The 12,279-nt window shown below is 41.2% G+C and carries 13 protein-coding genes; 4 read left to right on the top strand and 9 right to left on the bottom strand.

All coding sequences use genetic code 11. The annotated features are described in order from the left end of the window. Nucleotides 1-43: 43 nt before the first annotated feature. From PDL71_RS12155 to fbp, 5 genes are all read right to left on the bottom strand, one after another. Entirely contained in the window at nt 44-574 is a 531-nt protein-coding gene (locus tag PDL71_RS12155) for a YfiT family bacillithiol transferase (RefSeq protein WP_407521364.1), read from the bottom strand. Between the two features lie 90 nt (nt 575-664). Beyond that, a complete protein-coding gene (locus PDL71_RS12150; RefSeq protein ID WP_407521362.1) occupies nt 665-1,402 on the bottom strand; it encodes an FKBP-type peptidyl-prolyl cis-trans isomerase in 738 nt (245 codons plus the stop codon). Between the two features lie 18 nt (nt 1,403-1,420). Continuing rightward, complete coding sequence (locus PDL71_RS12145) at nt 1,421-2,182, bottom strand: ABC transporter ATP-binding protein (RefSeq protein WP_407521360.1); 762 nt, start codon at nt 2,180-2,182, stop codon at nt 1,421-1,423. Further along, nucleotides 2,179-2,634 carry a GNAT family N-acetyltransferase gene (locus PDL71_RS12140; protein WP_407521358.1) on the bottom strand — a complete coding sequence of 152 codons (456 nt, stop codon included), beginning with the start codon at nt 2,632-2,634 and terminating at the stop codon, nt 2,179-2,181. Before PDL71_RS12140 ends, PDL71_RS12145 begins: the two co-directional genes overlap by 4 nt. After that, complete coding sequence (gene fbp, locus PDL71_RS12135) at nt 2,631-3,641, bottom strand: class 1 fructose-bisphosphatase (RefSeq protein WP_407521356.1); 1,011 nt, start codon at nt 3,639-3,641, stop codon at nt 2,631-2,633. Before fbp ends, PDL71_RS12140 begins: the two co-directional genes overlap by 4 nt. A gap of 102 nt (nt 3,642-3,743) precedes the next feature. Here fbp and PDL71_RS12130 point away from each other — a divergent pair, with 102 nt between their 5' ends. Beyond that, on the top strand, nt 3,744-4,214 hold the full coding sequence (locus PDL71_RS12130; RefSeq protein ID WP_407521355.1) for a DUF456 domain-containing protein: 471 nt from the start codon (nt 3,744-3,746) through the stop codon (nt 4,212-4,214). Between the two features lies 1 nt (nt 4,215). On the opposite strand, the gene PDL71_RS12125 is transcribed toward PDL71_RS12130, so the two are convergent. Together PDL71_RS12125 and PDL71_RS12120 are read right to left on the bottom strand one after the other, a co-directional pair. Further along, complete coding sequence (locus PDL71_RS12125) at nt 4,216-4,698, bottom strand: GtrA family protein (protein WP_407521353.1); 483 nt, start codon at nt 4,696-4,698, stop codon at nt 4,216-4,218. A 91-nt stretch (nt 4,699-4,789) separates the two neighbouring features. Beyond that, nucleotides 4,790-7,318: a M14 family metallopeptidase gene (locus PDL71_RS12120; RefSeq protein ID WP_407521351.1), complete on the bottom strand. Its 2,529-nt coding sequence runs from the start codon at nt 7,316-7,318 to the stop codon at nt 4,790-4,792. A 116-nt stretch (nt 7,319-7,434) separates the two neighbouring features. On the opposite strand from PDL71_RS12120, the gene PDL71_RS12115 reads away from it, so the two are divergent. Together PDL71_RS12115 and PDL71_RS12110 are read left to right on the top strand one after the other, a co-directional pair. Further along, a complete protein-coding gene (locus PDL71_RS12115; RefSeq protein WP_407521349.1) occupies nt 7,435-8,130 on the top strand; it encodes a rhodanese-like domain-containing protein in 696 nt (231 codons plus the stop codon). 55 nt (nt 8,131-8,185) lie between these two features. Then, a complete protein-coding gene (locus tag PDL71_RS12110; RefSeq protein WP_407521347.1) occupies nt 8,186-8,947 on the top strand; it encodes a class I SAM-dependent methyltransferase in 762 nt (253 codons plus the stop codon). 42 nt (nt 8,948-8,989) lie between these two features. Here PDL71_RS12110 and PDL71_RS12105 read toward each other — a convergent pair whose 3' ends face one another. Beyond that, on the bottom strand, nt 8,990-9,574 hold the full coding sequence (locus PDL71_RS12105) for a transposase (protein WP_407521345.1): 585 nt from the start codon (nt 9,572-9,574) through the stop codon (nt 8,990-8,992). Between the two features lie 32 nt (nt 9,575-9,606). Then, nucleotides 9,607-11,607, bottom strand: coding sequence for an LTA synthase family protein (locus PDL71_RS12100; protein WP_407521343.1), 2,001 nt, complete (start codon nt 11,605-11,607; stop codon nt 9,607-9,609). Between the two features lie 84 nt (nt 11,608-11,691). On the opposite strand from PDL71_RS12100, the gene PDL71_RS12095 reads away from it, so the two are divergent. Beyond that, nucleotides 11,692-12,276: a phosphatase PAP2 family protein gene (locus tag PDL71_RS12095; protein ID WP_407521341.1), complete on the top strand. Its 585-nt coding sequence runs from the start codon at nt 11,692-11,694 to the stop codon at nt 12,274-12,276. The last annotated feature ends 3 nt before the right edge of the window (nt 12,277-12,279 follow it).

The raw sequence follows: 12,279 nt of genomic DNA, 5'->3' as shown, positions 1-12,279 counted from the left end.
AGGTTTCATCTTCATAATAAGAACTATAAGCCAATAACTGTTTTTACCAGCCCATACGTTCTCTCAAACTACTGATATGTGCTGCATGATGTTTACCATGCCATGCATACATACCCAGCAGGTACCATAAATTGAACTGCTTTTTACTGTGCGAATGAATATAGGTACGCTCCCATCCTGCTCCTTTTACATTTGAAAAAAGGCAATAAAGTTTTGCATGAATGGTATGAATCATGGTTAAAGAAACATTAATGGGCAATTGTTCATACTCCGCCGTTTGTGCCCATGCTCCTTCATCATAACCCATGATGGTGGGGTTGTCTTCAGTTAATGTAAACTTGAGCCGGCTGAGCGCATTCATATGACTGTCTGCCACATGATGAACCACCTGCTTCACCGTCCATCCACCTTCACGGTAAGGAGTGTTGAGCTGATGCGCATCTAAATTTTCTATTGCTTTTTCTAAAAGACCGGGCAGGAACTGAATATCTGCCAAACGTTCTGCCAGCAAGGATTCGCTGAACGGTTGCGGCTCGTATTGACCGATGGGATAACGAAGATCTGTTGAGTTCATAATTGATGGTTAATAGTTCATGTCAATTGTTCAGCAAAAACAGACATTCATCAATAAGCTATGAACCATCAACTATGAACCGTAAAAAAATTATTTCTTTGCCGGTTTTACTTCCAGTAACTCCAATTCAAAAATCAAAGTAGCACCGCCGGGAATACTTCCTCCCGCACCTCTGTCGCCATAAGCATAATCGCTGGGAATAAACAATTGCCATTTACTGCCGGTGGGCATGAGTACCAGAGTTTGTTTCCAGCCTTCAATTAATCCGCCTAAAGGAAATTCAATCGGTTCGCCACGGCTGTAAGAATCATCAAATATGTTTCCGTCAATAGTGGTGCCTTTGTAATGTACTTTAATCGTATCCTCCAGTGTTGGTTTAGGTCCGGAGCCCTGTGTAATAATTTTATATTGAATACCGCTCGGGAGAACTACAACTCCGGGTTGTGTTTTGTTTTTTTCAAGAAACTTGCGGCCTTCTTCTTTAACGGCACCTGATTTTTTACTCATGTACTCCTGTAATTTTTGCTGTATGGTCATATTGCATGTATTTTCATCCATTAATGGCTGGTTGCCCTTGATTGCATCTGCAATACCTTTATTGAGAGTGATATAGCTGATATTCTCAACTCCCTGCATCTTCATATTCATCCCTATATTGATGCCGATGGCATAACTTAAACTGTCCACTCCGTTTTTCAGCAAAGGCTTTGGAACAGCAGGTTTTGCAGCTACAGGTTTTGAAACAGGTTTAGGGGCAGGCTTTTTTGTTTGGCTTTTCACGTTGGCAGTGAGAAAGATTACTGCCAGGAACATCATTAATTTTTGCATTTGTATATAAATTAAAATTTAGTCGTCACGCAGTGCATGACCGGTTAAAGATATAAATACATCTTCGAGATTGGCTTGTTTCATTTGTTTGGGACGCTCAAAACCTGTATCCAGCAACTGGTCTATGAGATTGCCGGGCGAATCAAGTGCAACAATTTTACCACTGTCAATAATTGCTACACGGTCGCAAAGATATTCTGCTTCATCCATGTAATGTGTGGTAATGATAACAGTAGCGCCTCTTTTTTGAATGCTGCGAACCAGTTCCCATAAATTTCTCCTTGCCTGTGGATCAAGACCGGTGGTAGGCTCATCCAGAAACACGATTCTGGGTTCATTGATTAAGGTGGTGGCAACTGAAAAACGTTGTTTCTGTCCGCCGCTTAATTCTTTGTACCTGGCTTTAGCTTTCTCTTCCAGGTTCACCATCTTGAGTAAATCCAAGGCGTTCACACTACGGTTGTACAGGCCTGCAAAAAGATGAATGAGTTCAGTTAAGTTCAAACCCGGGTAATAACCACTGGTTTGTAACTGCACACCGATAATTTTTTTGATTTCAGCAGCATCTTTGTCGATACTCATACCATCTACTAAAACTTCTCCGCCTGTTTTTGTGCGGAGCGTTTCAATAATTTCAAGTGTGGTACTTTTACCGGCTCCGTTTGGTCCCAGCAATCCAAAGATCTCACCTTCTTTCACTTCAAAGCTGATGCCTTTTACTGCTTCAAAACTGCCGTAATGCTTTACAAGATTTTTAACTTCAATGATATTTTTTGTCATAACACCAGTTCCATTTTAATATCAGCCGTTACAAACGGTGAATCTTTTACTTCCACATCTGCAAATCCATACTTCTTATACAACGCCAATGCATTTATTAATTGTGAATTGCTGAACAACTCAATTTTCACTGCTGATTTTTCTTTTGCCCATTCCAAACATTTTTCAAGAAGCAGTTTGCTGATTCCCCTGCCCTGCCAATTCTCAGCCACACTCATTTTTGCCAATTCATAAATACCTTCATGCTCAGGAATCATTGCGGCTGTACCCACCACTTCAATACCTGACAAGGCTAGGAAGATAGTACCACCCTTTTCCAATATTGTTTGCTCAGGGTTATTCAACACCAACAAATCAGCCTCTTCACACAAATTGTATTTTGTGAGCCAGGAAAGGTTGAGCTGTTTGAACGCTTCTTTCCATTCACTTTTATAGTTTACAATTTCTATCAAAGTTTATGATAGGTTTCCAGTTCTTCCATCATTCCTTTACTGCCGATAAACAAAGGCTCACGCTGGTGCAGTTCTGTGGGTTGTACATCCAGTATCGGAATTTTGCCGTTGGTAGCTTTGCCTCCCGCCATCTCTACTAAATAAGCAAAAGGATTACATTCATACATCAAACGTAATTTGCCTTTCGGTTTATCCGTGGTACCGGGATACATGAAGATGCCTCCTTTGATTAAACTCCTGTGTACATCTGCCACCATGCTGCCAATGTAACGTTGTGTATAGGGTCCTCCATTTGTTTTGTTTTTCTTTTGACAGGCAGTGATATAATCCTGCACTCCTTTTTCATAACGGAAAAAATTACCATGATTAACACTGTAAATATTTCCGAAATCAGGGCATTTGATATCAGGATGACTCAGGCAAAACTCACCAATGCTGGGATCCAATGTAAAACCGTTTACTCCTCTTTTGGTAGCATATACCATCATCGTACTGCTTCCGTACACTATGTAACCGGCAGCTACCTGGTTTCTCCCCTGTTGTAAAAAATCTTCTTTGGAGCAAAGCGTTCCTCGTTCACTTACCCTCCTGTAAACACCAAAAATGGTTCCGATGGAAATGTTCACATCAATATTACCGCTGCCATCCAGCGGATCAAACATCACCACATATTTGGCATTCTTACTTATTTCATCATCAAACACTACAATATCATCCAGTTCTTCACTGGCAATACCGGCGCAACTGATGCCATGCTGCAACACTTTCATAAACTGGTTATTGGCAAAAACATCCAGTTTCTTTACATCTTCACCCTGAACATTCGTTGTGCCTGCATCACCCAATATATCTACAAGACCGGCCTTGTTTACTTCAACATTAACACGTTTGGCCGCAAGTCCCAGGTCTCTCAACAGGCTGCTGAGTTCACCGGTTGCCTGCGGAAAAGCCCTCAACTGCTGAATGGTAAACTCATCCAGCGTTAAAATTTTTCTATCAATACTCATATAGTTGTTTTAAGCAAATCGTTCAGGCAAAAGTAAGGGAAATCAAAAATGCCGGGGGTAAGAGTGTGCAGTTGTTATTCTCAATGTTTTTTACATTTGAAGATGGAATGGTTCTGGATAATTCTTGGTATTGTACTTTGTGTGGTAGCAATTGCCGGCAGTGTGTTGCCTTTATTACCCGGACCACCCATAGCTTATATCGGTTTGCTCTTACAACAGTTGCGGATAGAAAAACCTTTTACCACACACTTTCTTATTTTCTGGTTTGCGATTGTTGTCGTTTCCCTCTTGCTGGATTACCTGATTCCTATCTGGGGTACTAAAAAATTCGGTGGTACCAAGTATGGCGTTTGGGGTTGTACGCTGGGTTTTATTGCAGCTTTCTGGCTGGGGCCCTGGGGTGTTATCATCGGGCCGTTGCTGGGTGCTTTCATCGGCGAAATGATTGCCCAGAATAATTCAACCAAAGCCATGCGGGCTGCCTTTGGTTCTTTTGTGGGCTTCTTGCTGGGCAGCTTTTTAAAACTGGTGGTTTGCTTTTTTATGCTGTACTACGTTATTGCCAGCATCTGATTTATTTTACTTTAAACGTAAAATACTTTTGTGAAAGATAGCTGAAGGCTACTACAAAAATGGTGGTGAGTATTTTAGCCGGTGTTGGATAGATGCCAAAACCCTCTACAAAAATTTTCAGGAAAAAGTAATTGAGTATGATGGCACCAACAACAACGGCCATGTATTTAGGAAGTTGTTCCCGTTTGCGTACAGCAGCTCCGTCAAACACAATATACCTGCTCAGAAAATAACCGATCGGAAATGTAACAGCAAAAGCCATGAGAAAGGCAGCGATGTGCGGACTCAATGTTACAAAAGGCGTTTCCACCATTTGCTTTTTCAGAATGTAGTTATAGCTCACAAAAAACAAACTGATGTCCAGCACCGTGTTTCCTCCGCCACAGGCCGCATAACGGAATGTTTGTATGGGCATGAGTTTTTTGAATGGCGGATAAAACCAGTCGATGATTGCGTGTATAAAATGTATGATGGTATTGATCATGTTATTAAGGTGTAAGGGATAAGGTGTATAGTTGAGGCAAAAGGAGATTTGTATTCAGCCCTCTATCTTCAACCATACACCTTCTGCCCTATCAAAAAAATACGCCGTTCAAAAATAGCTTGCTGGTTCCAAACCAAAATGCACGGAAATTCATATTGTCGCTGTAGGTAATTACTTTACCACGACCGATATTTTCAATATTAGCAACCGCAGCTCCTTTTACTTTTTCTTTATACTCTCTGAAGAGATAACCACTCTGCAAAGGATTATCAGTAAGCAGCACAGGCGAATCGTATGGATTGTTATTCTGATCCATAAACAAGGTGTTTGCTTTAAAGATGCTCATGGTTTTACCACGGTAACCATAACACAAAGGATGTGTATTATCAATCTTTGCTTCAAAGATGGAGCCCGGCATTTCTCTTGCTCTCACTTCGTCTGAGCGCAGGAAGTAAGGATATACAGCCGTGCTGTCATACTTTGCGTCATCAGATTTATAAATCGTCTTAGTAATTCCTGAAGCGGCTAAAAACTTTCCTGCACCTTCAAAGGCCAAAACTGTTCCGCCTGCAGCCACCCATCCACGGAGTTTTTCCTGTGCAGACTTTTCCATGTTGTTATATCCACCTTCGGGCATGATGATCACATTGTAACCATTTATATTGGCTGATGAAAAACGGTCCACTTCCATAATAGTAGCAGGAATCCTCATGCGCTGATCCAGCATGTGCCAGATTTCACCTGCATCGTTACTGCTGGTACCATTACCGCCGAGCAACAAAATTCGGGGCGTGCGAACATTTACCAGGCTGCCGCTGCCCAAATCAATACCGCTTACACTTAAACCGCTGCTGAGGCCATACACCTGTACACCGGTGCCTGCAATGGCATTGTCAATCAATCTTACCAGTTCCTCTGCATTCCTGCTTTGAATCTTTACAGGAATCACAATGGTGCCATAAGTGAATATTTTATTACCGTTAGCGGTGGCTGATTCAAATAGCTGTGTGGCAACTTTTGTAATTACACCTCTTGACTGTAATGCATACAAAACTTTAGGTGCATAAAAATCATCCCACTCAAAAGCAAAAGCATAATTGCTGGTACCAATTATTTTACCGGCTGGCTTCTTTACTTCTTCTACTGCAGTGCCTAACTGTGGCATTGTTTTTAACTCAGCTGATGGAATACCCATTGCTAAAGGAAAAGTCCAGCTGGTGATATCATAAAACAAACTGTCTTCATAGCTGAGCGTTTTTTCAAAGATTGTTTTCACCAGTTTAAACTGACTTTGATTGGTGGGTACAATCCAACTACTCCCGGCGGCAAAAGTTTTACCATCTGCATCAATGCTTTGTTTGTTTTCATACACTTCAATACGATGACGTTTCATCATTTCTACAAATAATGCATTCCGGCTCTGGTCATAAGCATCACCAAAAACATATGCTTTTACAGGAAAAGCAGCAGCTTCTGTTTTTACGTTGGTATAAAATTCACGCTGATAGTTTAATAAATCTTTACGCAGGTTTCTTCCTGCTTCTAAAGTAGACAGTGCTGTTGTAAACTGGTTGCGGATGGTGAATGGAAAAGTAAGCACACCGTTTTCTGTTTGCTGTGCGTGCCCACGGCTGCTGGCCTGTTCAAACAAAATACCTACACTGCCATGTATATCAGGAAACGTACTTCCTTTACCATAATAAAAATCATCATAACCTTCCTTGGTAAAATACATAGAACCGATACTGTCTAAAAACTTAGCATGATATTTAGCAATTTCACCGGTAAGCTGCTGGTTCTTTTTGGGTGTATTGGGATTGACACGGCTTGGCACACCGGGTTGAAAAAAGAACGTAGCGTTACTGCCCATTTCATGATGATCTGTTAAGATGTTAGGTCTCCAGTCATGAAATATTTTCAAGCGGTTCTGACTTTCCGGTTGTTGTGCCGGCAGCCAGTCACGGTTTAAATCAAAAAGATAATGATTGGTTCTGCCGCCGGGCCATGGTTCATTCAATTCCCTGTTGTTGTTATCAGTGATGGTTACTGCACTTTTATTGGTGTTTACCCAATTGGCAAAACGGTTCAATCCATCAGGATTAAAAGAAGGGTCCAGAATAATAACGGTATTGTTGAGCAGTTCATCTATCTGCGAACCTTGTGCTGCAGCTAAATAATAAGCCAGTACTAAACTCATATTAGCACCGCTGGGTTCATTGCCATGGATGCTGCAACCGATCCACACCACCAGTGGCATTTGCTCCGTGTTGAGTGCGGCACTTTGCCCCGCATCAGATAATTGTAAATGTTGTTTTCTTATTTCTTCCAGGCGGGCATGATTAGCCGGAGATGTAATGAATAAAGCCATTTGCTGACGCCCTTCATGCGTAGTACCGGTAACTACAGAACTCACACGGTCGCTCACCGCATCAATCGTTTTCATGTACAATACTAAACGGTCGTGTGTAATATGCCACTCACCCGGTTCATGCCCCACAATTTGTTTGGGCGTGGGAATGTTTTGATTGTAAGTAACACTATTGGGTAAATAGTAAGAAAGTGTTTGTGCATGGCTCAGTGAACTGCACAAAAGAAATACAGCAAAAAGCAAACGGTTCATACAATTGGTTTTTAAAGTGCCGAATTTAAGCAAGAAAAAAGTTAAGCCTGCGTATTTCTATACCTTTCATCATAAAGTTTAAAGCTCCTGTTCCTAACTTTGCAAAAAATCTTGCTATGCGGTTGTTATGGATTGGATTGATGGCTTTGATGTTCAGTTGTGATTCTCAGGCTCAAAAAGGCAGTGTAATAAATGCTGATGCATTTGAAGCAGCGCTGGCTGATAAAAATGTTCAGCTGCTGGATGTACGCACAGCCGGTGAATACAGAAATGGACATTTGAAAGGTGCTTTGCAGGCGAACTGGAATGAGCAGTCTGAGTTTACTGCAAGAACTGCAGCATTGGATAAAAACAGACCTGTTTATGTTTATTGTTTATCCGGCCCCCGCAGCAATGCGGCTGCATCCTGGTTAAGGAGTAACGGCTTTAATAATGTGGTGGAGCTGGAAGGTGGTTTCAGTACCTGGAAACGCAAAGGCAAACCTGTAGAAGGAACAGCCGATGTACAACAACTTACGCTTGAAGCATACAAGCAGCAACTTGCGGGAAAGTCCTATGTACTGGTTGATTTTGGTGCAGAATGGTGCCCGCCCTGCCGTAAGATGGAACCCTTTATTCAATCTTTTATAGCTGCACATCCGCAGGTAAGCTTATTGAAAATTGATGGCGGCATTCATACCAACCTGATGAAGCAATTACAGGTGGAAGGAATTCCTACCCTGCTTTTTTTAAAGAACGGAACAGAAGTATGGCGTAAAAACGGAGTAGTGGAAACAGAAGAACTTGTCGCTATGTTCAAAACCCATCAGTAAAATATAGGTGTATAAATTTGCACCTGTCATCAACTCTCTTTTATACTTTTAGATTATGGAAGCAGCCCCCGCTCAACAAAACTCCTGGTACAGAAACTGGTTTAACTCACCTTATTACCATCTTCTTTATTTTAAACGTGATGAGCGTGAAGCAGCAGATTTTATTGATGCGCTGGTTCACAAGCTTAACCCGGCTGCAAACTCCAGAATGCTGGATGTGGCCTGTGGACGTGGTCGTCATAGCATCCAACTGGCCTCAAAAGGTTTTTTTGTTACAGGTATTGACATAAGTCCGGAAAGTATTGAAGACGCATTGGAGCATCAAAATGATCACCTGGAGTTTTTTGTACATGATATGCGTTTGCCCTTTCGCATGAACTATTATGATTATGCGTTCAATTTCTTTACCAGCTTTGGTTATTTCCGCACCAGACGTGAGCATGATAATGGCATCCGCACCATTGCACAATCTTTAAAAACAGGTGGAACTTTTGTAATTGATTATCTCAACGCTCATTATGTGGAAACACATTTAATATATAAAAGTGAAATTGAAAAAGAAGGGATCAACTTTGATATCACCCGCTGGCTGGACGAAACTCATTTCTACAAAAAAATTGTGGTAGAAGATGAACACCATTTGGAAGAACCATTGGTATTTACAGAAAAAGTAGCCAAATTTTCATTGGGTGATTTTAATGATATGTTTGCTTTTCATGGTCTGCAGGTGCAAAACGTATATGGTGATTATCAGTTTGCGGGTTATGATGTAAAGAATTCTCCCCGTTTGATTATTGAAGCGAAGAAGATTAAATAAAATTGGTCGGTACGGCCCTTAGGCCGTCAGACCAATTTTATTTTAGTAGAATGATTGAATGATTTTTTCAGACAATGGCTTCTGTACTTCAACAAATAATTCTTCCCTGGTCAATCCCAGAAGCTGCATGGCTAACTCAATATTACACAATGTACCATTGCGAAGCCCTGCAAAATCGGGGTAAGAAGAATACTCCCATTCTTCGATTAATGTTACTAAACCTGCCACTAATGGATTTTGATGCACATAAGTAAATGCATGAAACAAATGGTCTGAAGTTTCATCAATCAGTTTTGCCTTGGCCTTTTGTTTAAAGAGCGAACCATATTCACCCAGCTCTGTATTTATTACCTGTGCATAAGAGCTTTGCAGCATTCTGAAACCATTTGAAAGCTGAGTACTCATGATATTGCCAATTTTTTTAGGTGAAATACTGTCTTCAGTAGTATGAATCAAAAAATGAAAATGATTCGGCATCAGGCAGTAGGAAAGAATATTACAATAGGGAAGAATATATTTTCTTGTAAGCGTAAGAAAGCGGAGGTAATCATTTTTTTTATAGAAAATTTCCTGCCGTCTGTTTCCCTGGTTATAAATGTGATAAGTATGATTGCTCAAAAAGTCCATCAGCTAAATCTACTCTTTTTTGGTCTGACGGCCTAAGGGCCGTGCCGACCAGCAGCAACCTTCTGTTTCTGATTATTCAGCAGCATCCAGCGTGCTGTTTCATAAAAAGCAATTGTTTCAGCAGACATTTTCTGCTTCAGGCGTTCATACTCTTCTGTTGAAAGTACCGGACTGTTGAAACGAACCGGCACCAAAGTATCTTTCTGCAGATTGGTATTGAGGATGTAATAAAACTCGTTATTTACAATTCCGATTTTTGCTTCATCATGGTGAATGATAAATGAAAAATCATCTGATTGTTTGCGTAATAAATCCCTGCCCAAGGTAGTATTGCTGTGCGGCTGCTGCAAAAGTCCGGCAATGGTAGGCAGCACATCTGCCTGGCTTACTGCTTCGCTTCTTAATTCGGGTTTAATAATGGCAGGTGCATAAAAAAGCAAAGGAATATGTTCATCTGTTAAACGTTCATTCGTCCATGCAGATGGATACAAATTTCCTGCATCACCTTTTACACCATGATCACCTACAAAAACAAAGAGCGTATTTTCAAACCAGGATTGTTGTTTTGCCTGCTCCATAAATTTACGCAAACAATAATCTGTATAAGCAAAGGCAGTAAACTCATCCTGGGATGCAAACCCATTCCGCTTCAATTCTTCTTCAGTAAATTTTCTGTTGTCAACAAAAGGCTTGTCTTCTTCAGGAACTACAAAGGGCCGGTGGTTATCAGCCGTTTGAATAATTGCAAAAAAGGGCTGTTGTTCTTTGCTTAATACTTCCTGCGCTTCATCAAACAAATCTTTATCACTGATGCCCCACACATTAAAAGGCTTGCTTTTGTACATGCCTTCTTCAAACAGGTTCAGCCCGTCAATATTTTTCACCAGCAAACCTTTAAAGTTGTTGAACTCACTGTTGCCGCCAATAAAATAAAACTTACTGTGCTTGGTAAAATCGTTAATGATAGTATGTTGATTGAGCGCCCTTTCATTACGGGTTGAAAATTTGCTCAGTTGCACATCAGGAATTCCGGTGAGCAGCGTAAACACTCCTCTTGCGGTGCCAAAATGCGGAGAAAAGCAGTGGTTGAAAAATAACCCTTCATTACTCAACTGCTGAAAATAAGGAGTGGTGTTTAACGGGTTGCCGCTCATGCTGCTTTTGTACATGCTGAAAGATTCACAAACAACCAGCACTACATTCATTGGTTTTGCAGGCTGCGGATAAGTAACTTTTCTTTTAAAATCCAGGTCAGCCGTTACGGTATTCATACCCAGCATTTGTTTGATGCGGGAGCTGTGCTCACGTGCTCTTCCATCATCTGCAAAAGGTTCACGGAACTTGAGCGTTGTAAAAAAATTCTGTAACGGATTTAAAGCCAGGTAGGCTTTAAAATTATCACCCAGTTGAAAAGCATCGCTCCACTTTAAAGGTTTGGCGGGATTGTTACCACAGATACCGATAAAAATAAAAGCGGTTAACCAGATGGTTCGTAAAGGTTTAAAATAAACAGCGTCTTCCCGGATCCCGTCCAGTTTTCGATGTGTCCAGGTGTACAGGCGGTAAATGGAATAAACGATAATGGAGAGCGCTGTAAAAATCCAGAACAGCGGATAAGACTGCCAGAGCATTTTCATGGATATGGCAAAGTCTTCAATAAAATTAAGAGCGCTGGCATTGAGTCTTGTTTCTACATAATCAAAATGCCCGAAATCAGCTCCAAAAAAAAGCAGGATCAACGAGGTGATGCTTACCAGGTAAATGAGCCAGATCTTTTTTGCTTTGGCGGAAGTAAAAGGCGATAAAGAAGGAATACTGCCGATTAAAAGCAGCGGCGCCAGTGCAATACATATCCAGCGGATATCATAGCGTGCTCCCAGTAAAAAAGAAGGAATAGCTTCTGCCCATTCAAGCTGCGCCGGTTTAAATACAAGAAAGGTGATGATACGCAGCAACGTAAAAGCGGCCAGCAGTATAACAAATAACTGTAGAACCCAGCGGGCTACAGGCGTTAAGCGTAATTGTTTTCCCATATTTTCCTAAGCAAGGCCGCTAAATTAAAAACTTTTTACCGCTGAATGGTATAAATACAGGAACGGCAATTATATTTGAGAAGGATGATAGAACCTATACTCCGTTTTGACCGTTATTTATTTCAACTGGTAAACCAGGCCGGCCATACCAACTGGCTGGATGCATTGATGCCTTTTATCCGCAATCAATACACCTGGGTACCTCTTTACTTTTTTTTACTCGTTTTTGTAAGCATCAATTTCAAACAAAAAACATGGTGGTGGATTCTTTTTTTCCTGGCAACATTTGCATTAACGGATCTCATCAGCCAGCAATTGGTAAAACAGTTCTTTGAAAGGCCCCGTCCGTGCATTGACCCGTTTACAGCACAGTCTGCACGTATGCTGGTACCCTGCTCTACCGGTTATGGATTTGTTTCCACGCATGCCACCAATCATTTTGGTATGGCCATGTTTTTATTTCAAACCATGAAGCATTTTGCAAAGCCGTGGATCCGGCTGGTATTTGTATGGGCCTTTGCCGTTTGTTACGCACAGGTATATGTGGGTGCCCATTTTCCATTGGATGTTACAGGTGGCGCCCTGCTGGGTATTTTACTGGGATGGTTTTCTTCTTCTCAATACATCAAACAATTTGGCGGGTTAAAATGGGTAACAAACCCCGCTTAAGCA

It is taken from the genome of Lacibacter sp. MH-610 (assembly GCF_045780045.1).
In the GTDB taxonomy this organism is placed as follows: Bacteria; Bacteroidota; Bacteroidia; order Chitinophagales; family Chitinophagaceae; genus Lacibacter.
The sequence above is the reverse complement of the archived record's forward strand: the minus strand, read 5'-3'. Positions and strand labels throughout refer to the sequence as shown.

Bases quoted from the DNA above. Each gene is read 5' to 3' on its own strand.
- PDL71_RS12155 (WP_407521364.1), bottom strand. From the start codon at position 574: ATGAACTCAACAGATCTTCGTTATCCCATCGGTCAATACGAGCCGCAA.
- PDL71_RS12095 (WP_407521341.1), top strand. From the start codon at position 11,692: ATGATAGAACCTATACTCCGTTTTGACCGTTATTTATTTCAACTGGTA.
- PDL71_RS12105 (WP_407521345.1), bottom strand. From the start codon at position 9,574: ATGGACTTTTTGAGCAATCATACTTATCACATTTATAACCAGGGAAAC.
- PDL71_RS12150 (WP_407521362.1), bottom strand. From the start codon at position 1,402: ATGCAAAAATTAATGATGTTCCTGGCAGTAATCTTTCTCACTGCCAAC.
- fbp (WP_407521356.1), bottom strand. From the start codon at position 3,641: ATGAGTATTGATAGAAAAATTTTAACGCTGGATGAGTTTACCATTCAG.
- PDL71_RS12100 (WP_407521343.1), bottom strand. From the start codon at position 11,607: ATGGGAAAACAATTACGCTTAACGCCTGTAGCCCGCTGGGTTCTACAG.
- PDL71_RS12145 (WP_407521360.1), bottom strand. From the start codon at position 2,182: ATGACAAAAAATATCATTGAAGTTAAAAATCTTGTAAAGCATTACGGC.
- PDL71_RS12115 (WP_407521349.1), top strand. From the start codon at position 7,435: ATGCGGTTGTTATGGATTGGATTGATGGCTTTGATGTTCAGTTGTGAT.
- PDL71_RS12120 (WP_407521351.1), bottom strand. From the start codon at position 7,318: ATGAACCGTTTGCTTTTTGCTGTATTTCTTTTGTGCAGTTCACTGAGC.
- PDL71_RS12130 (WP_407521355.1), top strand. From the start codon at position 3,744: ATGGAATGGTTCTGGATAATTCTTGGTATTGTACTTTGTGTGGTAGCA.
- PDL71_RS12125 (WP_407521353.1), bottom strand. From the start codon at position 4,698: ATGATCAATACCATCATACATTTTATACACGCAATCATCGACTGGTTT.
- PDL71_RS12110 (WP_407521347.1), top strand. From the start codon at position 8,186: ATGGAAGCAGCCCCCGCTCAACAAAACTCCTGGTACAGAAACTGGTTT.